Annotated in this window: 26 protein-coding genes; 11 read left to right on the forward strand and 15 right to left on the reverse strand. The window is 58.8% G+C overall.

Annotated features, from left to right (window positions below; translation table 11 throughout):
- Window positions 1–290: ParA family protein (locus tag B3Y70_RS13870; protein WP_288589965.1), on the reverse strand; the 290-nt coding region annotated here is incomplete at its 3' end.
- Window positions 291–444: 154 nt separating this feature from the next.
- Window positions 445–600: a hypothetical protein gene (locus B3Y70_RS13875; protein ID WP_022990772.1), complete on the reverse strand. Its 156-nt coding sequence runs from the start codon at window positions 598–600 to the stop codon at window positions 445–447.
- Window positions 601–675: 75 nt separating this feature from the next.
- On the opposite strand from B3Y70_RS13875, the gene rhtB reads away from it, so the two are divergent.
- Both rhtB and B3Y70_RS13885 read left to right on the forward strand, forming a co-directional pair.
- The gene (gene rhtB / locus B3Y70_RS13880; protein WP_011786702.1) at window positions 676–1,296 is read left to right on the forward strand and encodes a homoserine/homoserine lactone efflux protein; all 621 of its coding nucleotides are present in this window, start codon (window positions 676–678) and stop codon (window positions 1,294–1,296) included.
- A 90-nt stretch (window positions 1,297–1,386) separates the two neighbouring features.
- Window positions 1,387–2,352: a calcium/sodium antiporter gene (locus tag B3Y70_RS13885; protein ID WP_014422541.1), complete on the forward strand. Its 966-nt coding sequence runs from the start codon at window positions 1,387–1,389 to the stop codon at window positions 2,350–2,352.
- On the opposite strand, the gene B3Y70_RS13890 is transcribed toward B3Y70_RS13885, so the two are convergent.
- From B3Y70_RS13890 to B3Y70_RS13905, 4 genes are all read right to left on the reverse strand, one after another.
- Window positions 2,349–3,203 carry a hypothetical protein gene (locus tag B3Y70_RS13890; protein WP_014422542.1) on the reverse strand — a complete coding sequence of 285 codons (855 nt, stop codon included), beginning with the start codon at window positions 3,201–3,203 and terminating at the stop codon, window positions 2,349–2,351. The two genes, B3Y70_RS13885 and B3Y70_RS13890, sit on opposite strands and share 4 nt — an antisense overlap.
- Before the next feature lie 86 nt (window positions 3,204–3,289).
- Window positions 3,290–4,156, reverse strand: coding sequence for an ABC transporter substrate-binding protein (locus B3Y70_RS13895; protein WP_114433928.1), 867 nt, complete (start codon window positions 4,154–4,156; stop codon window positions 3,290–3,292).
- Between the two features lie 11 nt (window positions 4,157–4,167).
- Entirely contained in the window at window positions 4,168–6,198 is a 2,031-nt protein-coding gene (locus B3Y70_RS13900; RefSeq protein WP_288589968.1) for a TonB-dependent receptor domain-containing protein, read from the reverse strand.
- A 95-nt stretch (window positions 6,199–6,293) separates the two neighbouring features.
- Window positions 6,294–7,247 carry a LysR family transcriptional regulator gene (locus tag B3Y70_RS13905; RefSeq protein ID WP_278350547.1) on the reverse strand — a complete coding sequence of 318 codons (954 nt, stop codon included), beginning with the start codon at window positions 7,245–7,247 and terminating at the stop codon, window positions 6,294–6,296.
- A gap of 129 nt (window positions 7,248–7,376) precedes the next feature.
- On the opposite strand from B3Y70_RS13905, the gene B3Y70_RS13910 reads away from it, so the two are divergent.
- The 4 genes from B3Y70_RS13910 (at window position 7,377) to B3Y70_RS13925 (ending at window position 11,168) form a co-directional block, all read left to right on the forward strand.
- Window positions 7,377–8,336 carry an iron-siderophore ABC transporter substrate-binding protein gene (locus B3Y70_RS13910; protein ID WP_227548872.1) on the forward strand — a complete coding sequence of 320 codons (960 nt, stop codon included), beginning with the start codon at window positions 7,377–7,379 and terminating at the stop codon, window positions 8,334–8,336.
- 95 nt (window positions 8,337–8,431) lie between these two features.
- Window positions 8,432–9,370: a FecCD family ABC transporter permease gene (locus B3Y70_RS13915; RefSeq protein WP_286715577.1), complete on the forward strand. Its 939-nt coding sequence runs from the start codon at window positions 8,432–8,434 to the stop codon at window positions 9,368–9,370.
- Window positions 9,367–10,374, forward strand: a complete 1,008-nt coding sequence (locus tag B3Y70_RS13920; RefSeq protein ID WP_286715572.1) for a FecCD family ABC transporter permease — start codon at window positions 9,367–9,369, stop codon at window positions 10,372–10,374. Before B3Y70_RS13915 ends, B3Y70_RS13920 begins: the two co-directional genes overlap by 4 nt.
- A complete protein-coding gene (locus B3Y70_RS13925) occupies window positions 10,371–11,168 on the forward strand; it encodes an ABC transporter ATP-binding protein (protein WP_153740591.1) in 798 nt (265 codons plus the stop codon). Before B3Y70_RS13920 ends, B3Y70_RS13925 begins: the two co-directional genes overlap by 4 nt.
- 6 nt (window positions 11,169–11,174) lie before the next feature.
- On the opposite strand, the gene B3Y70_RS13930 is transcribed toward B3Y70_RS13925, so the two are convergent.
- The 9 genes from B3Y70_RS13930 to dctP form a co-directional block, all read right to left on the reverse strand.
- Window positions 11,175–12,377 (reverse strand): multidrug effflux MFS transporter, encoded by a 1,203-nt coding sequence (locus tag B3Y70_RS13930; RefSeq protein ID WP_278350544.1) that lies wholly within the window; start codon window positions 12,375–12,377, stop codon window positions 11,175–11,177.
- 97 nt (window positions 12,378–12,474) lie between these two features.
- Window positions 12,475–12,906, reverse strand: a complete 432-nt coding sequence (locus B3Y70_RS13935) for a DUF4124 domain-containing protein (protein WP_153740590.1) — start codon at window positions 12,904–12,906, stop codon at window positions 12,475–12,477.
- Window positions 12,907–13,013: 107 nt separating this feature from the next.
- Window positions 13,014–14,222: a glycolate oxidase subunit GlcF gene (gene glcF / locus B3Y70_RS13940; protein ID WP_228224037.1), complete on the reverse strand. Its 1,209-nt coding sequence runs from the start codon at window positions 14,220–14,222 to the stop codon at window positions 13,014–13,016.
- A gap of 2 nt (window positions 14,223–14,224) precedes the next feature.
- Complete coding sequence (glcE, locus tag B3Y70_RS13945) at window positions 14,225–15,292, reverse strand: glycolate oxidase subunit GlcE (RefSeq protein WP_153740588.1); 1,068 nt, start codon at window positions 15,290–15,292, stop codon at window positions 14,225–14,227.
- The gene (locus B3Y70_RS13950; RefSeq protein ID WP_153740587.1) at window positions 15,285–16,757 is read right to left on the reverse strand and encodes an FAD-linked oxidase C-terminal domain-containing protein; all 1,473 of its coding nucleotides are present in this window, start codon (window positions 16,755–16,757) and stop codon (window positions 15,285–15,287) included. Before B3Y70_RS13950 ends, glcE begins: the two co-directional genes overlap by 8 nt.
- A 12-nt stretch (window positions 16,758–16,769) precedes the next feature.
- A complete protein-coding gene (locus tag B3Y70_RS13955) occupies window positions 16,770–17,195 on the reverse strand; it encodes a GlcG/HbpS family heme-binding protein (protein ID WP_014422553.1) in 426 nt (141 codons plus the stop codon).
- Window positions 17,196–17,214: 19 nt separating this feature from the next.
- The gene (locus tag B3Y70_RS13960) at window positions 17,215–18,753 is read right to left on the reverse strand and encodes a TRAP transporter large permease (protein ID WP_014422554.1); all 1,539 of its coding nucleotides are present in this window, start codon (window positions 18,751–18,753) and stop codon (window positions 17,215–17,217) included.
- Window positions 18,750–19,460: a TRAP transporter small permease subunit gene (locus B3Y70_RS13965; protein ID WP_014422555.1), complete on the reverse strand. Its 711-nt coding sequence runs from the start codon at window positions 19,458–19,460 to the stop codon at window positions 18,750–18,752. Before B3Y70_RS13965 ends, B3Y70_RS13960 begins: the two co-directional genes overlap by 4 nt.
- Window positions 19,461–19,562: 102 nt before the next feature.
- Window positions 19,563–20,621: a TRAP transporter substrate-binding protein DctP gene (dctP, locus tag B3Y70_RS13970; RefSeq protein WP_014422556.1), complete on the reverse strand. Its 1,059-nt coding sequence runs from the start codon at window positions 20,619–20,621 to the stop codon at window positions 19,563–19,565.
- Window positions 20,622–20,959: 338 nt separating this feature from the next.
- On the opposite strand from dctP, the gene B3Y70_RS13975 reads away from it, so the two are divergent.
- From B3Y70_RS13975 to B3Y70_RS13995, 5 genes are all read left to right on the forward strand, one after another.
- Window positions 20,960–21,718, forward strand: coding sequence for an FCD domain-containing protein (locus tag B3Y70_RS13975; protein WP_153740586.1), 759 nt, complete (start codon window positions 20,960–20,962; stop codon window positions 21,716–21,718).
- Window positions 21,719–21,777: 59 nt separating this feature from the next.
- On the forward strand, window positions 21,778–22,548 hold the full coding sequence (locus B3Y70_RS13980) for an ABC transporter ATP-binding protein (RefSeq protein ID WP_153740585.1): 771 nt from the start codon (window positions 21,778–21,780) through the stop codon (window positions 22,546–22,548).
- A gap of 106 nt (window positions 22,549–22,654) precedes the next feature.
- On the forward strand, window positions 22,655–23,407 hold the full coding sequence (locus tag B3Y70_RS13985; RefSeq protein WP_023008671.1) for a transporter substrate-binding domain-containing protein: 753 nt from the start codon (window positions 22,655–22,657) through the stop codon (window positions 23,405–23,407).
- 47 nt (window positions 23,408–23,454) lie between these two features.
- Window positions 23,455–24,159, forward strand: coding sequence for an ABC transporter permease (locus B3Y70_RS13990; protein WP_014422560.1), 705 nt, complete (start codon window positions 23,455–23,457; stop codon window positions 24,157–24,159).
- 3 nt (window positions 24,160–24,162) lie between these two features.
- Window positions 24,163–24,885 carry an ABC transporter permease gene (locus B3Y70_RS13995; protein ID WP_022990753.1) on the forward strand — a complete coding sequence of 241 codons (723 nt, stop codon included), beginning with the start codon at window positions 24,163–24,165 and terminating at the stop codon, window positions 24,883–24,885.
- Window positions 24,886–24,926 lie beyond the last annotated feature (41 nt).

Genomic DNA, 24,926 nt, shown 5'->3' on the forward strand with positions numbered 1-24,926 from the left:
AGCTTGATGTCGAAATTTCGAAAGCTGGAATGGGCGGGGATAAAATCCAGGTTGGGATAAACGTCTTCGTGAATAAAGCGGGCAATGGGCGATTTCCCCTCCAGCAGTTTGGAGAGTTTCCGGCCCTTCACGGGCTCTGCTCCGGCAAGGTAGAAACTGGATGCCCCCTGTGGGTCCAGATCCCAGAGCAAGGTCCTCAGATTGTCCCGGCTGGCCAGATAAGCGGTGTTGACCGCAGCGGCGGTCTTTCCAACCCCGCCCTTGGGGCTGTAAAAGGCGATGATTCTCATCCTGTGCGGCTCCTGCCGTGTTCCATGTCAGTAAACACTACAGGATAACAGCGACCCAGCGGCCATTCATGAAGCTTTTATGACAACCGGCCAGCGACGATTGGCAAGAACTGTCCGGGATAGGAGGGCACGAAAGGCTTTCGTAAAACCACTTTCACGCGGCTTTGCGAAAGCCCTCCGACCGAACCGTCTTGTCCCGGCTGCGCTTGTATTTGGTTTTGTCCTCAACCACACGCATCTGGTATTTTGGTGTTCTCAATTCCCGTTGCACAGCACTATGCTGCGTGGCTTTCGCCCGTTTTCTGGCCATCTCCCAGTCTCCTCTTCTGGCCGGTGTTTTGTGGCGGTTAGTATAACATCTTCGGATTCAGCAAGAGCGTAAGCAATGACACTCACTGTCTGGCTGACCTTTCTGGTCGCAGCTGTTTTTATCAGTATTTCGCCTGGTGCCGGCGCGGTGAATTCCATGAGCAGCGGGCTTCGCTACGGGGTGCGTAAATCTCTGCCCACCATTGCCGGTCAGCAATTCGGTTACGGCGCACAGATCGTGCTGGTAGGCGCCGGGCTGGGCGCAATCGTCGCCTCCTCCAATACTGCTTTGGCAGTGATCAAATGGATTGGCGTGGTTTACCTTATCTGGCTCGGCATCCAGAAATGGAGGGAGCCACCTATTGAAGCATCCCGGGCGGACCTCTCCGGATTCAGTCCAAGACAGCAGTTCTGGAACGGAGCTCTGGTAAACCTCACCAACCCGAAGGCCACCATCTTCCTGATTGCCCTGTTCCCCCAGTTTCTGGTGGCGGGCGCGCCCCATGGTCCTCAGTTGGCAACCATGGGGGCTACGCTGATCTTTGTCGATATCCTGGTGATGGTAGGCTATGCCATTCTCGCCAGCCAGCTGTTCCGGTTCATGACCACCCCTGCGCGCCAGCGGCAAATGAACCGGGTTTTTGGTGGCCTGTTCGTGACCGCAGCGGTGGCCCTGGCCAGTTTCAAGAGAGCCTGAATTGCCACTGGCTGATAGGTAGTTCTGTGTAATTGTGCGGCCATTGCGATTGCCGTCAAATACTCCGACATCAACCTGGGAGCCAACAACGTGCTGATTGCATCTCTCGCCATTCTTGCCGGCCTTGCCCTTCTGGTCTGGAGTGCCGACCGGTTTGTTGAAGGATCGGCCGCTACGGCTGGCCATTTCGGAATGCCACCTTTACTGATTGGCATGGTGGTGGTTGGCTTTGGTACCTCGGCACCGGAGATGGTGGTTTCCGCGCTGGCGGCCTCTCAGGGCAACCCCGGCCTGGCGCTGGGTAATGCCTATGGTTCCAACATCACCAACATCGGCCTGATTCTCGGTATCACCGCCGTGATTGCCCCCATTGCCGTACACTCTCAGGTGATGCGCAAGGAATTGCCGATTCTGGCCCAGGTTACCCTGGCGGCGGCCTGGCTGCTGTTTGACGGCGAACTCAGCCGGCTGGATGCGACCGGCCTGCTGGTGCTGTTTGCGCTGGTGCTGGGCTGGAGTATCTGGTCTGGCATGAGAAAAACTGATGATGTCTTCGCCACCGAAATGGATGCCGAGCTTGCCACTCATCCCATGCCCATTCGCAACGCGATGCTCTGGCTGGTCGTGGGGCTGGTTCTGCTGATTATCAGCTCCCGTATTCTGGTCTGGGGCGCAGTCGATCTTGCCACCCGCTTTGGCGTCAGTGACCTCGTGATCGGCCTGACCATTGTGGCTATTGGCACATCTCTGCCGGAACTGGCCTCTTCTATCATTGCGGCCCGCAAGGGCGAGCATGATCTGGCTTTGGGTAATATTCTGGGCTCCAACCTGTTCAACACCCTGGCCGTGGTCGGTATTGCCGGCTCCATTGCCCCCATGGCGGTGGCCAATGAAGTCTTGATCAGGGATATTCCAGTGATGGTGGGCCTGACCCTCGCCCTGTTTGTGCTAGGCTATGGATTTCGCGGGCCCGGGCGTATCAATCGTGTGGAAGGTGTTGGGCTGCTGGCCATCTTCGTGGGCTATACGGCCTACCTGCTAAGCACCACCTTTTAAGAGAGCAGTCCCGGGGTCAGCAACCATTCACTGACTCCCGGATACTGCTCCAGATCCAGGACAAACTCCTGACCACGTGCCGCGCACTTTAAGCGGCAGTATTCCCCGGAATCCTCCAGGCGCCAGCGTTCCGGATTGTGATGATAACTGAGGGGTGACTTACCAGGTTGGGGCATGAAGCCAGCCGGTAAGCGCCAGTCCGTGACCATTGAGGCTCCGGGTGCGGTCAGCCGGTGCTGATCTGACAAAGCCTCCACGGCTCCGGCGGCTGGCAAATCCTCACGCAAGCCTGGAATCTGAAGCCTGTCGCCGCTGACATAGAGACTGTTCTGTGCTGATCGCTCGCCATGCAGGTGCGGATGATAGCGCGCCCAATCCGGTACCGGCGACGCGTCGCCCAGAGGCCAGACGTCGGCCACCTGCAACCAGCCCCAGACAGCATGAAACGGTCGGCTATCGGGCACAAAGCGCCATCGTCTCCGATAACGTTCCACCGGCCGGAACAGCGCAAAAAAGAGAAAAAGATCACCAGGCCCAATGTCATGATTGGCCAGGTGCGCCTGGGCCGAACTGTGCTGGCCAAGCACCGGGCGCCAGCCTGGCAGCCGGGGATAGGCACTTTCGATAACATCGGGATCCAGATGCGCACCACGTCTGGAAAACGCCTGCTGCCCGGTAAGCTGCGACACCAGCGAACCAATGCTTTCTCCGTGGCGCCGGACCTGGCTATAGCGAATGGGCGACTGGTCATCCGGAATGGGCAGTGCCAGGCAACTGCCGTCCGGGAAGACCGGATTGGGACAGCCACCAGCGGAACTGTCGAAGCCTTTTCTGCTGAGGATCAGTTTCATAGCCGAGCATTATTGACCAAAGCGGCGCAAACAAAAAAGGCCCGTCGGCGTTTGCCGGCAGGCCTTAAGGTTCTGCTGCGCGAGAGTTACCGCACCGCGTTCACCACTTCATCCACTTGCAGCCGTACGCTCTGCAAGCCGCCACCGGACAGGTACCAGAGGCCTGGGTTAAGCACCACAACTTCGGTAGACACACCAGCCTCGGCCAACGAAGCTTTCAACGTCTCCGGCGCCAGCGGTTCATCTCCGATCGCGGCACTGCGATCAACCACCAGCAGGTTATCCGGCGCCATTTGCGCCAGAACATCGGCTGTTACCGGATAGAAGGTACGCTCGCCACGCACGACGGGCTGCACACTGTCTGGCACAGCCGCAGGTGTCAACGCCAGTAGCTCGTAGACCAATGCTTCCTGCCGAAGTGAAAAGTTCCCGTTATTATGGGTCACCACGGTAACGGTACCTGCGTCGGCCAAGGTCGCCTTTTGCGCCTCAACGTGCTGCCAGAGCGCGTCCAGCTCTACCCCAGCCACCTCTTCAAGGCCGTAGTAGCCAGCCAGGCTGAGCACCCGGTCATTCACCGCGACCTGAAGATCATTCCCCTCCAGCGTGACATCACGTACTGGAGCCTCCTTCGCAAAGGACGTAAGGGCTTCCGCGCCCTGGCGCCCGGTCATCAGTACCAATCCTGGTTTCAGGTCAGTGGCCAATGCCAAATCGGGGGTCTTCAGACCGCCTGCGTCCGGCAGCCTTGCACCCAGGTCCGCCAGATAATCCGGCAGGCTCTGGTGTGGAATGGCCACAACCTTTTCTTCCAGACCCAGCTCCAGCAAGGTGTCCAGTGCACCGTGATCGTAGCTGATCACCGTGGGGCCGGTTACTTCCGTCGTGGTCGCGCACCCGGTCAGGGTTATGCCGGCCAGAGCAAAAGCCATAATTCGTTTCATTGAAGTCATGGTTACTATCCTCAGAAGTCGACCGCCAGGCCAAGGTTCAGGCGACGGCCATCCAGCACCACGCCATAGTCATCATTGGTGATTTCTTTATCAGCCAGGTTGTACAGACCCGCGGTCACCCGGGCAGAATCGGTCAGTTGGTAAAGCAGGCCAGCATCCATCAGCGTGTAACCCGGCGTGCCATCTGACATGCTACGGCGGCCAAGGTAATCGCTGGTTTCGCCACGGTAGTTGGCCTGGAACCAAAGATTCAGGCGGTTATTCGCTTGCCAGTCCAGGTTGGCGTTAGCCATGTGCTCAGGAATTTTGTTCAGCGGTTCGCCTTTGTACTCCCCGGTCTTCTGTTCAGAGTCGGTGTAGGTGTAGCTGGAATTCAGAGTGACCGCGTCGGTGAGCCGGTAATCCAGCGTCAGTTCGACGCCTCGCATTTCGGCTTCGTCGATGTTGGCCCGGGTACTCAGGAACAGGTAGTCGTTGCCCTGAAAGCTGCAGGTCCAGGTGGCCGGGTCATCGCGATCCCCATTGGGAGACTCACAAAGCCGGTCTTCGGCAATCTTGTCTTTGAAATCGGTCTGGAACAGCATCACGCTGGCGTTCAGCCCCATGGCCCGGCTATCAAACACCATTCCCGCCTCGTAGCTGATACTGGATTCCGGATCCAGTTCCGGGTTGCCGATGATCAATGCCCGTGGATGCGGCGCAGGTGAGCCACCGCCGCCAGTGCCACGGCCGAAGCCTTCGGTCACATCGGCCAGACCCGGCTGACGATATCCCGTAGACACCCCACCCTTGAGGGTCAGCTCTGGCGTCAGATCGTAAAGTGCGTAAACCCTTGGTGAAAACTCACCGCCAAACAGCTCGTCGTCGTTGTAACGCAGCCCTGTGGTCACCGACAACTGCTCGGTCAGCCCCCACTCCACTTCCGAGTACACCGCAGCGATCCAGCGATCAACACTGCGGACGGCGCCTGGAATATTGGATGTCAGCAAACCGTTGGTTTCGTCGGTCAGCTTTTCCTTTTTGTACTGGCCACCCACCGTCAGCACATGGTCGCCCCAGAACCGTGTAGCCTGGGTATCCAGCATCGATACTTTCTCTTTCTTGGTCTGATCCTGTACCCGCTCGGACAGGTCATGCTGGATAAAGCTCCGGGTCAACCAATCGCCATAGTTGCCGGCGTGAGACAGCACGTATACATCTTTGTCATAGATGTAGTTTGAGCCGGTTTCATCCTCTGCCACACTCTTGCCGGGTGTGCTGGTCTCTTCCAGACGGGAGCTGTCGTAACTCAGGGCAAATTCGTTGCGACTATCCGGAGTCAGAATCAGCTTGGCACCACCCTGCTTGCGCTTGCTTTCCGGGGTACTGCGTGCGGAGTCATCGGCACCGGCAAAATCGCTCTCATCATCCCCTCCCCAGGCAGCATTCACTTCCGCACTGAGCAGGTCCTCCACCAATGCGCCGCCGGCAAACAGGCTGGTCTGCCGGCTGTCGTTGCTGACATCGTTCAGAGATTTGGTGTACTCGGATGAGATAGTGCCCGCCCACTCACCACGGTTTTTGCGGGTGATGATGTTGATGACGCCGCCCATGGCTTCAGAACCGTACAGCGACGACATCGGGCCACGGATGACTTCAACCCGCTCGATCATGGAGATGGGCGGCAGAGCAATCTGCTTGCCACCGTCCTGGCCGTTGGTGTTTACCGAACGCCCCGCTGAGACCGGCCGGCCGTCGACCAGATAAAGCGTGTAACTGTCATCCATCCCCCGAATGCTTATATCCTGCGCACCACCGCCACCGGTTACGTACACTCCCGGGATGTTATTCACCGCATCGACAATACTCTTGTAGGACTTCTTCGCCAGCTCCTCGCCAGAGATCACCGAAATACTGGCCGGCGCATCCGAGATGCTCTGCTCAAAGCCAGCGGCAGTCACCACAATTTCACCCAGCTCAACGGGCTCGGCCTGGGCCAGACTTGCGGTGGTGGCACTGGCCAGGGCAATCGCTGACGCCAGCAAAGGAAAACGACGGCGCATGAATAACTCCTTGTGTTGTGCAACGTTCACGATGTATCAGTTTTCGCATTTGCGAATCATTATCAGTGGCGTGAACATTAACACAACGCAAGGGTTCAGGTGTTGGAATGATGCGTTCCGCTTTTCGGAACAGCCTGTGTGGCAGTTCCAGCACCCCCCGTCCATTCCTCCGGGATACAGCTTCGTAAATGAGCAATAAAGGCCCGCACCCGACGGGGAAGAACACCATGAGGATAAAGCAAGGTTACTGGTAGGTCGGGTCCATACCAGTCCGGTAAACAGGACTGAAAGCTACCGGGGTGAGCCGTCAGCCGGCGCTCTACCAGCCAGGCCGGCATCAACCCCAGGCCGCGGCCCGCTGCAATGGCGTCACCCTGTACATTGAACTGATCCACGGTAAACCGGCGATCCGGTAGCGACAGCGGAAAATTGCCCTGGCGGGAGTGATGCAGTATCACCCCGGTGTCTGCCATACCCAGCAGATCCACCCAGGGATGATGGGCAAGCTCTCCCGGTGAAGCCGGCTTGCCGTGCTGCCGGAAATAGGCCGGGCTACCGAAAATACCCTGTTTGAGCACACCGAGCACCTCGTGGCGCAGCGCTGTCTCACCGGCCTCGCCCAGCCAGATACACACACCGTCCTCGACCGCTTCCGGCAGGTTCCTCTGGGTGTGAATCGCAACACGAAGGTCGTCATGGTCAGCCATAAAGGACTCAACCACCCCGGAAAACCAGCCACGCACAAAAGATTCGTGACAACGCAATTCCAGCTTGCCGGTTACCTCGGCTTTGAGTTCGTCCAGTGCCTCCCGCCCCTGCACCACCAACTCGAGAATGTCGTTGCAATAGCGGTAGAACACACGCCCGGCATCGTTCGGCACGATCTTCCGGGATTGCCTCAACAGCAGTGGCTGCCCCACATTCTCCTCCAGTTGCCGAATCCGGCGGCTGAGAGTGGACTTGGGTAGTCCCAGATCCAGGGTACTGGCGGTCAGGCTGCCAGTACGCACCACGGACACAAAGGCCTCCAGCTCCTGCAAGTCATACATGATTTGGTTCCATTATTTGCAACTGACCGTTCCAATTTATCACTTTAAAACCTTAACGAGAACCATTATCATTATTTTCCATTAAAATTTGCAAGCTATCTAACACCCCGCTGCCGGAGCGCACTGACCATGACATGCCGCACTCACCCCCCTAAACAGACGCTTCTCCGTTCCATTGCCGTACTGGCTCTCTCCGCCATGGGCGTGGGTGCCAGTCTCGCGGATACCCGGTCTGTGGAAACGGCCTATGGCCCGGTAACGGTCAACGGCCAGCCAGAGCGAGTAGTCACACTGTATGAGGGTGCCCTGGACACGACACTGGCCGTAGATGCCAACCCAGTGGGCGCAGTGATTACCCGTGGCGGCAGCGACGTTGCCGATTACATCAAGTCCCGGGCGGGTGATATCGCTATTGTGGGCGCTCCGGCCGAAACCAATATTGAAGCGGTTATCTCCGTCCGGCCCGATCTGATTCTGGCGGCGCCACGCACCAATGAGCAGCAATACCAGTTGCTGTCGCGGATTGCGCCGGTGATCGTGTCAGATGTTCCCATGTTCCAATCAGACAGCTGGGAACGGGAAACCCGCCTGTTCGCCAAAGCCCTGGGGCGGGAAGAAGCCGCTGAGCAGGTGATTGCCCAAGTCGAATCACGCATTGCCGAAGTTGCCGCCCTTGTGGAGGCCCGCATCCCGGAAGCCCAGCGAGATGCCACCCTGGTTCGCTGGATGCCCCAGGGCCCCCTGGTGATGGCGGAAGGCCTGTTCTCGGCCTCGATTCTTCAGGCAGTAGGCTTCCGGATAGATGACAATGATCTGGTTAAAGAAGGTCGCCCCCATAGCGAACCACTGAGCCTGGAGAACCTGTCCAGCATGGATCAAAGCTGGGTATTCCTGGCGACACTGAATGCAGATGGCGATAAAGCACTGGAGGCAGCCCGCCAATCCCCGGCCTTTGCCCGCCTGGATGCGGTTGAACACGACCGGGTGATCACCGTCAGCGGGCAACTCTGGACCAGCGCTACCGGACCTCTGGCGGTACTGGCCATTCTTGATGACATCGAAGCTGCGGTCACGGCCATTCAGCCCTGAAGCGCCCAATGTTAAACGCTCTATCCCCGACTAGCGTGGTTGCGTCTCGCGCTTTTTTCCCGCCGCTTCTGGCTGCGGGATTTTTATTGTTGCTGGTGGTACTGGCCAGCCTGCTCTATGGCGCCGGCCCGGTGTCTGCCAGCGATGCCATTGCGGCGCTGATGGCCAATGGCACTGAGGAAGCCTGGTTTGTGGTCACCGAACTTCGGCTACCCCGCACCATCATTGCCCTGGTCACCGGCCTCGCACTGGGCCTGGCTGGTGCCCTGCTCCAGTCCATGACCCGCAATCCGCTCGCCGAGCCTGGCTTGCTGGGCGTCAGCGCTGGCAGTGGCTTTGCAGTGGCCCTGGCCATCCTCTTGGGAGCCACCACAGCCACACTCACCACTCTGGTCGCCCAGCTCGGGGCGCTGGCCGGCTGCGCCCTGGTGATCGCCGCCACCCGGGTGCAGGGGCTGGGCAATGATCCTGTGCGCCTGGTATTGGCCGGGGCCACCCTGACCGGACTGCTGCTGGCGCTGACCTCCATGTTGATGTTGATAGACCAGCGAGCCGCCGATGAGATTCGCTTCTGGATTACCGGCAGCGTGGCCGGCAAACCCTTATCCATACTTTGGGCAACGCTTCCTTCCATCACACTCGCGCTGGTTCTGATGGCTACCGTGGCACGACCACTGGCAGCCATGGCCCTGGGCGAAAAGGCGGCCGTTGGGCTGGGACATCACCCGGGGCGAATCCGTTTCCTGATCACCCTCACGGTTGCTCTTCTGGTGGGCTCGGCAACGGCCCTGGCCGGGCCGCTGATCTTTGTGGGGCTGGTGGTGCCGTTTATTGCCCGGGCCTTTTCTGGCCCGGATATCCGCAAGACCCTCTGGCTGTGTGTGCCTGTTGGCCCTGCCGTGGTATTGGGTGCCGACGTGGTTTCCCGGTTGATTGCCGCGCCCGCCGAAATGCCTCTGGGGGTGGTTACCGCTCTGATTGGCGCTCCGGTGCTGCTGGCCATTGTCCGGGCCGGCCGGATGCCTTCGCTATGACCGCAGGATTCGCCATGCCGGACAAACGTAACGCTCTGGTTAATACCGCCCTGCTCGGGCTGTTAGTCCTGGCAACCATCATCTCGCTGGCCACCGGTACCGTGCAGGTTTCCCTGTTCGATACCCTCAGGGCATTAGCCGGTAACGCAGACCCAATAACCGATTTCGTGATCAACGAGCTTCGTCTGAGCCGGGTAATTGCGGGACTACTGAGTGGCGCGGCGCTGGCCATGGCCGGATGCCTGATGCAGACCCTGGCCCGTAACCGTCTGGCGACACCGGGCATTATCGGCATCGATAACGCGGCTACCGCCTTTGCCGTCGCGTCGGTAGTGGGTGTGGGGCTATCGCTGGCGCCATCAGCCATGGCTCTGGCCGGAGCGGCAGCCGCCACGGCGATCGCCTTTGGTCTGGCGGGCGCCAATGGTACCCGCGGCTATCGCTTTATCGTCGCCGGAATTGGCATTGGCGCCATCGCGGGCGCTGTTACCCAGGTAATGCTCAGTCGGGTGGCGATTGATGCCGCCAATGCGGCCTATCCCTGGACCGTGGGCAGTCTGAATGCCCGTTCCGGCCAGAGTGTGCTGGTACTCGGAATGGGCCTTGCGGCCGGCTACCTGGTTCTTATGAGTCTCAGCCGGGCCCTCAATACCTTGCAGTTCACGGATGCGGTGGCCATTGCCCTGGGCACCCGACTGAAAGCCACCCGCATAATCGGCCTGGGTTTGTCGGTGATGCTCACGGGCCTGGCAGTATCGGTCTGCGGGCCGGTTGGCCTGATTGCCCTGCTGGCGCCGGAGCTTGCCCGGGCCCTGTGCCGCCCGGGCAAGGTTCCGCTCACGGCTGCGGCCCTGGCGGGCGCCAGCTTCATGCTGATTGCCGACCTGTTAGGCCGCACGCTGTTTGCGCCGCTGGAAATTCCGGTAGGCATCATTACCGCCATCGTCGGCAGCCCTTACCTGCTCTGGATACTGCTGAGACCTTCGCCACGGAGCCTGACATGAGCCAACCCCAAACCGCGACCCTTGCCGCCGACGACATCACCCTGGCGCACCGTCAGTTTGTGGTAGCGGAGAATCTGAGCCTTCATCTGCCAACGGCCCAGGTCACCGCCATCGTGGGCCCCAACGGCTGCGGAAAATCCACCTTGCTGAATGGTCTGGCCCGGATTCATACGCCCAAGGGCGGCTCGGTGCTTCTTGACGGCAAGGATATCCATCGCCTGCCGTCCAAAGAAGTCGCCCGGAAACTGGCCCTGCTACCCCAGGACAACACCGCCCCGGAAGGTCTCACCGTTGCCGACCTGGTACGCTTTGGCCGCCAGCCTCATCAGGGCTGGATGACACAGTGGTCGAAAGAAGACCAACGGGCCTTCGATCAGGCGATACAGGCCGCCGATGTTGCCGGATTGGCTGACCGTGCACTGGACACCCTCTCTGGCGGGCAACGACAGCGGGCCTGGATTGCCATGGCGGTGGCCCAGCAAACGCCGCTGTTGCTGCTGGATGAGCCCACGTCGGCTCTGGATCTGGGTCACCAGATTGAGGTGTTTGAGTTAATCCGGGCGCTGAGCGGACAAGGCAAGACCATCGCCATGGTGGTGCACGACCTGGCCAGTGCCTGTCGCTATGCGGACCATATGGTGGCCATGAAAAATGGAACCATTATTGAGGAGGGCGCTCCGGCGGAGATTGTCTCACCGGAGCTGGTGCAGGAACTCTACGGCGTCAGCTGCGATCTGATTCACGACCCGGCCACCGGTAGCCCGTTACTGGTCAACGTGCGCCGCAATCCCTGAGCGGTATCAGGCCTGGGCTTCGGCCCTGGCCTTTTCCCGGGCAATAGCGGCTGGCGCTCCGGCCGCCAGCACCACCGCACCAGCCGAGCAGGCCAGCATGCTCAGCACGATGGGCAGCAGCGCATCACCTCCGAAGGCCGATGACAGCGCACTGATCCCTCCGGCCAGGGTGAATTGAGAGGCGCCCAGCATAGCGGCGGCGGTTCCGCCCAGATGCGGAAAGAACTCCAGCGCATTGGCCATGTTGTTAGGCACGATCCCGCCCTGACAGCCAATGGCGCCAATGATGAACAACGCCACCGCCCAGAACGGGCCGTCCAGAATTACCACGGTAACCAGCCCGACCAGCATCAGGAACTGCAGCATGACCTGTACCCGCAACAGGATTACCGATGGGAAACGTCGCAACAGCGGCCGGTTGACCAGATTCAGCACCGCCATCAATCCGATATTGGCCGCGAACAGCATGGAGAAACTGGCGTTCGACAGACCGAACCACTCCTGGTAGATAAACGACGAGTGGGTAATGAACAGCAGCATGGTGCTGAAGCACATCACCTGAATACCGATAAAGCGCATGGTTGTGCTGTGGCGAAGCACCAGCAGGTAGTTGGTCACCAGAGTTTTCACCGGCGTCGTGGCCTGGGGCCTGGGTTTCAACCTGGGAAACAGGGCAATTTGCAGCACGACCGCCAGCAAGAGCGCGTAGCCGGCCAGAAATACGAAGATCCAGTGCCAATCGCCGAGCGCGAGCATCAACGCACCGAGTGAAGGTGCCGCAGCCGGGGCAATAAACATGATCAGGCCAATCAGGCCGAACAGGCGCGCGGCTTCCTGTCCGCCCACCTGGTCCCGGACAATCGCCGGCACCGAGACCGCACAGAAAGCACCGCCGATGCCCTGCACGATCCGCCAGCCCACCAACTCCGCCAGGGTATCAGCACCAGCAATCATCATCGCGGCAATGGCGAAAATGGTCAGTCCAACGAAAAGTATCAGCTTGCGACCATAGCGATCCGACAAAGGCCCGCCCACCAGCTGGGCGAGACCAAGGGTGGCGACATAGGCACTCAGAGTCAGGCCCACATCCGCGTGGGGAATACCAAATCCGTCGGCAATATCGGGGAACGCTGGCAAATACGCATCCAGAGCCAGAGGCCCCAGGGCGACGGTCATACCAAGTAATAACGCGAGCTGAAAATGAGACAAGGGCTACCTCCGCTGACTAGGTAGATAGCTAACAATAATCAAGGAGAAACCACAATGCGCGGTTTCCGAAGCCCGGGCAGAACTCAGCTACTCAGGCCTAATCGAGCACGCACTCCCGGCTATAAAGCTGACTGAGCTTGCGTCGTTTCTGGCGCAGGCCATTGCCTCGATCATTGCTGTAGCCGGCTCGCAACTGGCCCTGAATCCGGTCCAGCTGCTTCCGATATTTCTCGCACTGTGCCGCCTGCTTTTTCGCCTCTCTGGCCTGGGCGTAGCGATCCGTGCTGCCGGGGGCCAGCAGGCGACTCACCTCGGCCCGGCTTTGCCGCACTCGGTCAGCCTGGCGGATGTTTTCGCCCATGGGGACGGTCACCGGTGGTTTCACCGAAACACTGGAATGTCGCAGCTGCCTGGGAGGCGTATCGGAAAAGTGAATGGACCCGTTGGCATCGGTCCAACGGTAGATTTCGGCAGTGACGGGCGCTGCCGCGGCAACGAAAAGCAGGCTCAGGGCCAGTCTCCTTGGCATGGGATCACATCCTGTGAAAGAGTTATCGCAACATTCCCGCTGCCATCACGGCAGCGGGACAGGCGCTGGGGACTATACCGAAAACCAGCGCCACTTTCAGGAACGGGTCAGCGGTCCAGCAACTCGATCCAGTGGTTCACCGGCACGTCTGCTTTGCTCTCCAGGTGCAACTGGCAGCCAATGTTGGCCGTGACAATCCGCACCGGGTTCTCCACCGTCAACGCCTTGAGCTTGTTATCCAGCAGCTTCTGGCTCATCTCCGGCTGGGTAATGGAATAGGTACCCGCCGAGCCACAGCACAGGTGCTTGTCTTTGGTGGCCGCCAGGTCGATTCCCGCTTTGGTGAGCACCTGCTCCACTACTCCATTCTGTTTCATGGCGTGCTGCAGGGTACACGGACAGTGGAACGCCACCTTGCCAGCCTGGGCACTGGCCTTCAGAGGCTCCAGGTCTTCCTTCAACAGGAACGCCCCGAGATCAGTGCACAGCTCGCTGACCTTCCTTGCCTTGTTGGCGTAGACCGGATCATCTTTCAGCAGATGGCCGTAATCCTGGACCATGGCACCACAACCTGACGCGGTCATGATGATGGCCTCGGCTCCGGCTTCAATGGCGGGCCACCAGGCATCGATGTTGCGGCGCATCTGTTCCAGACCGCGCTCATGTTCGGAAAGATGGTAGTTCACCGCGCCACAGCATCCGGCCTCGGGGGCTTCCACCATGGTCACGCCGAGCTTGTCCAGCACCCGGGCGGCGGCAGCGTTGGTATTGGGCGCAGCCGACGGCTGAACACAGCCGGCCAGGGCCAGAACCACACGGCTGTGGCTCGACGAGGGCCAGGGGCTTGCGTGCCGGCGGGGCGGCACCTTGGTGCGCAGTTTTTCCGGCAGGACCGGCCGGAAGGCCTGGCCCAGACGCAGCATCAACCCGAACAGCCGGCGATCCGGCAGGAAGCGGGTCAGCGCCCAGCGCAGCCATTTTTCCTGCGGCTTACGCGGCAGCTCTTTCTCCATCAAACCACGGCTGATATCCACCAGACGGCCATATTTCACGCCGGAGGGACAGGTGGTTTCACAGCTTCGACACGTCAGGCAGCGGTCGAGATGTTCACGGGTTTTCTCGGTCACTTCGCCGCCTTCCAGGAACATCTTCATCAGATAGATGCGGCCACGGGGCCCGTCCCGCTCGTCGTTCAGTTCCTGGTAGGTTGGGCAGGTTGCGGTGCAGAAACCGCAATGCACACAGGCCCTGAGGATCTCCTCCGCTTCCTGACCTTCGGGATCATTGGCAAATTGTTGAACCAGATTCGTTTGCATAATTACAACCAGCTATAGAGACGGCCAGGATTGAAAATGCCGTCGGGATCGAACGAGTGTTTCACGCGGCGCTGGATGGTTTTCAACGCCTCGGGTTGGCTTTGCATCACTTCGGCAGTGCGATCACCACCCCGGAACAGGCTGACCTGACCACCGGCAGCGCGAGCCAGTGGCTCCAGATCGCTGAGTGAGGCCTGGCCGCGATACCATCGCTGGGAGCCAACCCAGTCGATCATCCAGGGGCCGTCCAGCTTCGGCGTTCTGGCGGTGGAATCCAGGGAGAACCGCCAGAGAGGTGCTTCCGGATCGTCAAAGAAGCCGTGCCGCATGTCCTGAACCTCTCGCCAGAACTGGTCACCCTCAGCCATAACCTCGCCACCCCACTTCTCGGCGGTCGCCTCAACCGCTGATTTTGCACCGGCCAGGCGCAGGTACACCTTGCCATCGACCCAGCAGGCACCGGTGATGGGTTTGGGCTCACCGGCACGGCGGTTCATGTATTCCACCACCTCGTCCATGGCCATCTCCCGCACCAGGGTAACGGTGGCCGCCGGCTTCGGCATGACTTTCAGACTGATTTCGGTGATCACCCCGAGCGTTCCCATGGCGCCGGCCTGCAAACGGGAAACGTCATATCCCGCCACGTTTTTCATCACCTGGCCACCAAAACGCAGGTGTTCGCCCTTGCCGTTCAGCAGGCGAATACCCAGCACCTGATCCCTCACCGATCCCGCCCAGGGTCTGGCCGGGCCGGACAGGTTGCAGGCCATTGTGCCGCCGATGGTGGATGCGCGGCCAAAATGCGGCGGCTCAAAGTGCAGACACTGGCCCTGCTCCGCCAGCACCGCTTCAATTTCTTTCAGGGTGGTACCGGCACGTACCGTCAGCACCAGCTCTACCGGATGGTATTCCACCACACCAGTGTGCTCGGCCAGGCTCAGAATGCTGGCATCAGCATCGCTCTGGCGCCCCATAAAGGACTTGCTGCCGCCGCCGACAATGTTGAGTTTCTGCCCGTTACTGCGGGCCTTGAGCACCTGCTCCTGTATCGTTTGGATCTGATCAGCCATGGGCAGTGTCCGCCTCTTCGTGCTTGTGTTGCTTGTGCTCGATGGAGCGGTATTCCTGACAGAATTTCAGGGTGGGCACCCCTTTGCCCGGGTTCAGAATTCCGGTGGGGTCGAAGGCCGCTTTCACATCGTGGAACTGCTGCAGCTCGTCATCATTGAACTGCACCGCCATCTGGCGAATTTTCTCCACGCCCACGCCATGCTCACCGGTGATGCAGCCACCCACCTCCACACAGAGTTCCAGGATCTTGCTGCCGAACGCCTCGGTGCGCTCAAATTCGCCTGGCACGTTGGCATCAAACAGGATCAGCGGGTGCAGGTTGCCATCGCCCGCATGAAACACGTTCGCCACCCGCAGGCCGAACTCTTCTGACATCTTTTCCATTTCCAGCAATACCTTGGCCAGATAGCGACGCGGAATGGTGCCATCCATGCAGTAATAATCCGGCGAGATCCGCCCCACCGCCGGGAAGGCCGACTTGCGCCCTTTCCACAGCAGAGCCCGCTCTTCCTCGCTCTGTGAGGTGCGAATGGAGGTCGCGCCCAGCTTACCGAACAGCGCTTCGGCCTCTGCGATGTGTTCGTGCACTTCCTCTTCGGTGCCGTCCACTTCACACAGCAGCAGGGCCTTGGCATCCCGGGGATACCCGGCACCGCAGAAGTCATCGGCCGCGACAATGGCATGACCATCCATCATTTCCAGGCCACCGGGGATGATGCCGTGGGAAATCACGCCACCCACCGCGTCGCCCGCTTTCTCGATGCTGTCGAAGCCCGCCATGATCACCTGTGCCACTTCCGGCCTGGGCAGCAGTTTCACCTTCACCTCGGTGACCACGCCCAGCAGTCCTTCAGAGCCGGTGAGCAGCGCCAGCAGATCCATACCGTAGCTGTCCAGGCCATCGCTGCCGACCGTTACCCGGTCACCCTCGGCGGTGATCATTTCCACACTGAGGATGTTGTGCACGGTCAGGCCGTACTTCAGGCAGTGCACGCCACCGGAGTTTTCGGCCACGTTGCCGCCAATGGTGCAGGCGATCTGAGAGGAAGGATCCGGCCCGTAATAAAGGCCGTACTGTGCAGCCTCTTCGCTGATCGCCAGGTTACGGACACCCGGCTGCAGGCGTGCGGTGCGACCAATCGGATCAATGTTCAGAATTTGGTTAAACTTGGCCAGCGAGAGCACTACCCCTTCCTTATGCGGCATGGCACCGGCACACAAACCGGTACCGGCACCACGGGCCACCACCGGCACACCGTTTTCGTGGCAAATGCGCATGACCCGCTGCACCTGTTCCACGGTTTCCGGGAGCACCACCAGCATGGGCATTTCCCGGTACATGGCCAGGCCATCGCACTCATAAGGTTTCAGGGTTTCGTCATCGGTGATGACGAAGTCCGGGTCAATAAAGGCCCGGAACTGCTCCGCCAGCCGGGATTTGCTGATACGGGATTGAGTATTCATAAGAGACACCGGTTACTGGCGTTTGCTTTCAAAATGGTCGATGCCAGCCTGGGCACAGTCCATGTCCTGTTGTGGCGTGCCCGAGCTGAGACCGATACCGCCGACCACTTCACCGTCTACCATCACCGGCAGGCCACCGCCTACCGTGCTCAGGCGACCGCCCACTTCAGTATGTATACCGAAGGCGAGGTTGCCCGGCACGTTGGCGGCATTGTAGTCGTGGGTCGCTTTGCGCGCGGCCGCAGCGGTAAATGCCTTGTCCTGTGCGATGGTAACACTGGTCACTTTGCCCCCGTCCATACGCTCAAAGGCGATCAGCGTGCCGGACTCGTCCACCACTGCGATGCACATGGGCACGCCGATTTCACGGGCCTTGGCCGCCGCACCCTCAATCAGGATGCGTGCATCAGACAGGTCGAGACGATGAATGGTCAACATAACGATTTACTCCTCTTGGTTAGCCATAAGCGAGATTGGGCAGCCAGGTAGTGATGGCCGGGAACACAATGCACAGGAATACGCCCAGGGCCTGGATGGCCAGGAACACCAGGGATGACTTGAAGATGGTGCCCATGGAAATTTCCGGCGGGCACACGCCGCGGATATAGAACAGCGCATAGCCGAAGGGCGGGCTCAGGAACGACATCTGCATATTCACCAGATACAACACCCCGAACCACAGCACCACGTCGTCACCAGACACGCCCGGCAGGCCGAACAGACCCGGGAACTCCAGGGCTTCCACAATGGGGATAAAGATAGGCACCGCCAGCAGCAGGATGCCGACCCAGTCCAGGAACATGCCCAGTACCACCAGCAAGACCATCAGCAGGAACAGGATGCCGTAGGCCGGCAGGCCGGTGCCCAGAATGGATTCGGTAATAAAGTCCTGACCACCCTGGAGAATGTAGAAACCTACAAACACCGAGGCACCAAACATGATCCATAGCACCATGGCGGAAGCCTTGGCGGTGGTGACCGAAGCATCCCGCAGAGTCGCGATGGTGAACACCTTGTGTTTCATCGCCACAAGAATGGCGCCAAAGGAGCCGATGCCGGCCGCCTCAACTGGTGTGGCAATGCCGCCAAAGAGCAGGCCAAGCACCAGGAACACCAGAATGAGAGGCGCAATCAGGTCTTTCAGAAGCAGCAGCTTGTCTTTCAGGCCGATGCGTTCCTCCTTGGGAATCGGAGGCCCTAGTTCGGGGTTCAGCTTCGCCCGGATCCAGACATAGAACACATACAGGCTGGATAGCAGAACGCCAGGAATCACCGACCCCAGATACAGTTCACCCACCGATTGCTGGGCAACCACGGCATAGAGGATCGCCAGAATCGAGGGCGGAATGAGAATACCCAGGGTACCGCCCGCCATGATGGAGCCGAGGGCGATCTTGTGGTCGTAACCCCGTTTGAGCATGGCCGGCAGGGCAATGATCCCCATGGTCACGACCGCCGCACCGATAACCCCGACCATCGCTGCTAGAATGGTCGAGGCCACAATGGTGGCAATGGCCAGGCCGCCGCCAACACCACCCATCCACTTGTAGACGACATTGAACATTTCTTCGATGAGGCCGGCCCGTTCCAGCATCGCCGCCATGAAGATGAACAGCGGAATAGCGGCCAGATCGGAGTTGGTCATCATCGGGAAGATGCGGCTGGGGATGATGTTCAGCATCAGCGAGTCGCCCACCAGATAAATGAAGGCAACCCCAAGACCACCGGTAACAAACGCCAGTGGCAGACCCATCATCAAAGCCACCAACAGGGAGCCGAACATCAGGTAGGTGAGCGGTCCGATGTTCACATCGGCCAGGCTTCCGGCCAGCTTGAACAGGAATTTCTCATCGCTGAACGGGTCGTAGAACAGAATGTTGACGAACTCGACAAACATCACAAAGGCCAGCGCAGCGGTGGCCAGAATCATCAGCCAGGTGCCAAGCTTGCCTTTGAGGTTGCCCTGGCCCGGATTGTTCACTGTAGTGGTAGTCATGCGTGTTGCTCCCGGCCAAGCTTGACGAACAGGGCAATGTCCTTGATCAGTTTGGACAGGCCCGCCAAGGTAAGTAGAACAGCCCCCAGCAGCATCATGGCCTTGACCGGCCAGTACTGGATGCCCCAGGTCTCGACGGTACGTTCATCCATCGAGTAGGAGTTCTGGAAAAAGGTCCAGGAGGTAATCACCAGCGCCAACGCAAACATGAAGAAGAACATGGAGGTGAAGATATCCATGCCAATCCGGCCCCGCACAGGCAACAGGTTATAGATCACATCGACCCGCACATGGGCGCCATGCAGCAGGGCAAACGCGCCCGCCAGCAGGTACTGCATACCGAACAGCAGAAAGCTGGCCTCATGCACCCAGATGGTCGGCATATTGAAGATGTAGCGCATAACCACTTCAAAAAAGTAGAAAACAACGGCGTTTACGGTCCAGAAGGAAATAAACACGCCAGATTTTTCGCTGATCCAGTCGATAATCCGGGTAAACCAGTTCGCGTAATCCGACTCGATGGTTTTCGACATTTCGGCTTCGATCTGCTGAAGCTTCTCGTTTGCCAGGGCATTCTTGTCAATCGCCTGCACGCCACGGCTACTGGACCAACGGTCCCACGCCATCATCAGCAGCGGCATTACCGCCAGCCAACCCCAGTAGAACCAGTGCGGCAGCACAAAGCCAAAGTTGCTCAGATCAGACATACTGTCCTCACGTCAGTGACAACGCGGGGAAGGGAGAGAGCGCCCTGAACCAAGGCTTCCCTGCCCTTCCCCGCTTTTTTGATTGTTGTTGGTAGTGCCGGTTTACTTGCCAGCCGCCTTGAGGTCTTCCTCGGTGACGTAGCCCACGGTGTCGTTCATCATGTACTCGAGCTGCATATCGAAGATGGCCTTGGCATCCTCGTTCTTGTTCGCCCAGTTGTACCAGATGGGAATTGCCGCGCGACGGAACTCCTGCAGATCCTGCTGGCTCAGACGCGTGACGGTGTCTCCATCCGCCTTGAACTTCTCCATGGCTTCGATGTTGCGCTTCTGGATGGTCAGGTAGTGCTTCTGGGAGTAATTGCGCACCTCTTCCTCAACCAGCTGCTGCAGCTTGGGATCCAGGGCGTTCCAGGCACGCAGGTTCACCGTCAGGTCCATCAGATCCACCGGCTGGTAAATAGACATCACCCCTGGAGGCCCGAACAGGATGTAATCGGTCACCTGCGAGAAGCCCAGCTCATAGTTCACCGCCGGGCCCACGTAGTCCGCCGCATCGATGGTGCCCTTTTCCAGAGCCGGGAAGATGTCGGAACCCGGCAGGCTGACAGTGGATACCCCGAACTGCTGGAATACCTCAGCCACCATGCCGCCAGGCACCCGGATCTTCATGCCCTTGAGATCCGCCAGGCTGTTCACCGGCTTCTTGGAATGAATGATGTTGGCGTCGTGCTGAATCGGGCCCACGTAGAACAGCCCGTACTTTTTGTAGATCTCCCGGGTTTTCTCCAGCATGCCCAGGGAATAGAACATGGTGTCCCACTGGTGAGGCTGGTCCGGGCCGGCCGGGTAAGAGGACAGGAACACCGAGGCCGGGATCTTGCCTGACCAGTACAGGGTAAACGGGTTCATCCCCTGCAGTACGCCATTACGTACCGCATCAAACAGCGCGTTGTTGTCGGCCGCGACCGCCTTTGCGGGGTACGGCCTGAAAATAAGTTCTCCGCCGGATTTTTCCTTGATGCTGTTGCACCATTCCTCGAACAGGTCATAGCCAACCGTGCCCGCATCCCACACCGACTGAATTTTCCAGGTAGTCGCGGCCTGGGCCTGACCGGCGCCCAGTGTCAGCGCGCCTGCCAGGGCTGCACCAACCGCCATTTTTTTGAGAAAACTCCGGCGTGGTGGGTTTGCGTCTGAATCACAATGCTTGTCGTTGTTATCATTGATGTTCATCGAAACATCTCCGTTCACTTTGTTGTTATGCAGAGGTAATCCAACACCAGCAAATGCCAGCATTAAAAAGATATTCGTAGGCAGGTGCGGTTTAGTCCAGAGAATTGCCAACTGGTCAGACCAGTTTTTAATTGCGGCAAAATGGACGAATTCGGTGCTATAGGCCATAGTTAGCGGTCTGGAGGGCAACACTCGAGAAGGACTTCCTGATCACTTGAACAACAGCAACTGGTCTGACCAGCAAGACCCGTCAGGTAGAAAACATGGGGATATCGCAGGAAATTTCCTTCAGGCTAGAGCGGCTGATTCTCGACGGCGGCCTGGCACCGGGGCAGAAGATACCCTCGGAGCGCCAGCTTTCGACCAGACTGGGGGTTTCCCGGGCCATCATTCGTGAAGCATTGCATGAACTCCAGGGGCGGGGCGTCATCGAAACCCAGCATGGACGGGGATCTTTTGTTGCCAGCATTGTCCCGAACACAGACGATCTGGAAGACAACAGCCCGTTGATGCACCTGTTTGCCGGCCACCCCCGCACCCTTTATGACCTGCTGGAAGTGCGCGAACAGCTGGAAGGCCAGGCGGCCGAACTTGCAGCCCAGCGCGCCACCCGAGGTGATCTACACCGGATTACCAAAGCCTACCGTGCCCTGGAAGACACCGACCCGCTCAGCAACGCCAAACCCGACCACGGTTTTCACCAGGCTATAATTGAAGCATCTCATAACCCGGTACTGGTACATGTGCTCAATGGTCTGAAAAACATGATGCTGCTGACCGTGCATGCCTCCGTTGCCAACCTGAATCCAAGGGCGGAGATGCGCCAGTTAATCATGAAGCAGCACAAGCAGATCTATCAGGCCATTATGGCGGGCAAGGCCACAACCGCCCGCAAGGTGGCCATGGCCCACGTACGTTTTGTTCAGGATTCATTGAGAAGCCTGGAAAACCAGGGGGCAGAGGTCATTCGAGTCTCACTCGAGTCCAACAACTTTCACGAAAACCCAACAAAGCGGTATTGATTTCCACGGCAACAGTCCGTAAAACATGCGCCTTTGTATGACAGTCTCAGGAGCCAGCCATGGCGGAACCAGCGCCTCTTATTTGCAGGGACATCCACAAGACCTTTAACAAGCTGGAAGTTCTCAAGGGCATCTCTCTGGAAACCCGTAAGGGTGATGTGGTTTCCCTGATTGGCAGTTCCGGTTCCGGCAAGAGTACCTTTCTGCGCTGCATCAATCTGCTGGAAACCCCCACCTCCGGTGACATTATTGTGCACGGCGACCCAATCCGGTTCACCGAAAACCGAAAAGGTGAACGGGTACCCGCCGATAACCGCCAGGTGGAACTGATCCGGGCTCGCCTCTCCATGGTCTTCCAGGGCTTCAATCTCTGGTCCCATATGACGGTGCTGGAGAACATTATCGAAGCGCCGGTTCACGTTCTGAAGATTCCGAAAAAAGAAGCGATTGAGCGCGCAGAGGCCTACCTGAACAAGGTCGGCATCTACGAACGCAAGGACTATTACCCGGCCCAGATGTCCGGCGGACAGCAGCAGCGGGCGGCCATTGCCCGGGCGCTGGCCATGGAACCCGAAGTGATGCTGTTTGATGAGCCAACCTCGGCCCTGGACCCGGAGCTGGTGGGCGAGGTCCTGAAAGTTATGCAGAGTCTGGCCGAGGAAGGCCGAACCATGATCGTGGTCACCCACGAGATGGCGTTTGCGAGGGATGTGTCGAGCCAGGTCCTGTTTTTGCATCAGGGCGTGATTGAGGAGCAGGGAACCCCGGACAAGGTTTTTGACAACCCGGATTCCGAGCGTATGAAGCAATTTCTTGCTCCCAAGTTCTGAACACCAGTGCTATCTTGAATCGGTGTTGGACGAGGCGTTGAAGAATAGCTCCCGAAACTTCCATAAAAAATAAAGCCTTTGTGGCGAATTACCGGAGAAGTGACACATGAAAAAACTGATTGTTGCAGCAAGTTGCGCCCTGGCCCTGGTTGCCGGCACGGCCCAGGCTCAGGAAAGAAACCTGCGCATTGCTTTTGATGTGCCCTACGAGCCATTCGAATACAAAGACGAAAACGGTGAGCTGACCGGTTTTGAAGTGGAACTGGCCGACGCCATGTGTGAAGAGATGAACGCCAACTGCGAATTCGTCATCCAGGCATGGGACGGCATGATTCCGGGCCTGCTGGCTCGTAAGTTTGATCTGATCATGTCTTCCATGTCGATTACACCGGAGCGTGCAGAGCGCGTGCTCTTCTCCGAGCCGTACTACAATACCCCGGGCGGCTGGTTCGGCCCGAACGATTTCAGCACCGACGTCACTGATATGGATGCCATGAAAGGCAAGACTGTCGGTGTTCAGCGCGGTACCACCATGGACACCTACGTGACAGAGAACATGGGTGGCATTGTTGAAATCAAGCGCTACACCACCGCTGATGACATGGTGCTGGACCTTGAAGGGCAGCGCCTGGACGTGGTCTTTGTCGACTATCCGGTGGGTGAGCAGACTGTTCTGTCCAAAGACGGCTTCAAGGAAGTGGGCGAGCCTGTGAAACTGGGTGAAGGTGTGGGCGTTGCCATGCGCAAGCGTGATGCCGACCTGGCCGATGAAGTAAACGCCGCCCTGCGCACGTTGAAGGAAGATGGCACCTACGACACCATCATGAAGAAGTACTTTAACTACGATATCAAGATGTAATGACCACGGGGGCGGCGCCACGTCGCCCCCGCTGACCGGATACTCCCATGTTTGATCTGAAAGGCTATGGCCCGGCCCTCGCAGAAGGAGCGGTCATCACCATTGAGCTGGCCTTCCTGTCTCTGGCCCTGGCCCTGGCGCTTGGCCTGGTTGGTGCCAGCGCAAAACTCTCCGGCAGCCGTGTTGCCGCCGGCATCGCAACCGCCTATACCACGCTGATTCGCGGGGTTCCGGACCTGGTAATGATGCTGCTGTTCTATTACGGCGGCCAGGTAGCGGTGAACATGCTTTCGGATTATCTGTGGGAAACCCGCGGTATCGACTTTTTCTTCCAGTTTGATCCTTTCATTTCCGGCGTGGTGACCATCGGTCTGATTTTCGGTGCCTATATGACCGAAACCTTTCGCGGCGCCTTTCTGGCAGTGGATGTCGGTCAGATTGAGGCGGCCAAGGCCTATGGTTTTTCCCGCTGGCATACCTTCCGGCGGGTGATGATCCCGCAGATGTTGCGCCATGCCCTGCCGGGCATCGGCAATAACTGGCAGGTGTTGCTCAAGACCACGGCACTGGTGTCCATCATCGGCCTGACCGATATGGTGCGGGTGGCGGAGGAAGCCGCCAAGGCGGAGCGCATGCCTTTCCACTTCTTCGTACCAGTGGCTGCCGTGTATCTGGCACTGACGGCGGGGTCGGAGCTGTTTATCAAGTGGCTTGATCGTCGAGCCAATGTCGGCGTGGTTCAGGGGAATTAAACGATGCCTGATTTCATTGCCGAGTGGTTGAACAAGAACGAAATTTTCACGGCCATGACGCTGATGGAGTACTGGGACGGTCTGGTGACGACCGTACACCTGGTGTTTCTGTCGCTGGTCATCGGCCTGGTGGTGGCGGTTCCGCTGGCGATTCTGCGTACGGTCCGGAATCCGCTGGTGTCCGGGCCAATCTGGATCTACACCTATCTGTTCCGGGGCACGCCGCTGCTGATCCAGCTGTACATTATCTATTATGGAGTAGCGCAGATTCCGGGGATTCAGGAGACTTTCTGGTGGGAGATCTTCCGGGAACCTCTTTATCCTGCCCTGCTGGCCTTCACGCTGAATACCGCAGCCTACACCACGGAGATTATCCGGGGGGCGATTATGTCTACGCCCCATGGTGAAATCGAGGCGGCGAAAGCCTATGGCATGAACTGGTTTCTGCGGATGCGCCGGATCATTCTGCCAAGCGCGGCGCGTCGCGCGGTTCAGGCTTATTCCAATGAGGTGATTTTCATGCTGCACGCCAGTGCGATTGCCAGTGTGGTCACCATTGTTGATCTGACAGGGGCGGCACGAAACATTTATTCGCGGTTTTACGCGCCGTTTGATGCGTTTATTTTCGTGGCGCTTTGTTATATGGCGCTGACGTTTATTCTGGTGTTTGCTTTCCGCAAGCTGGAAAACCATCTTTTGCGGCATCAGCGGCCGGTGAATGGCTAACTTTTGCTCCCATCGCCGGGAGCATGGCCATCTGGCTGGAT

Source organism: Marinobacter sp. UBA5687, from assembly GCF_002420325.1.
In the GTDB taxonomy this organism is placed as follows: Bacteria; Pseudomonadota; Gammaproteobacteria; order Pseudomonadales; family Oleiphilaceae; genus Marinobacter; species Marinobacter nauticus.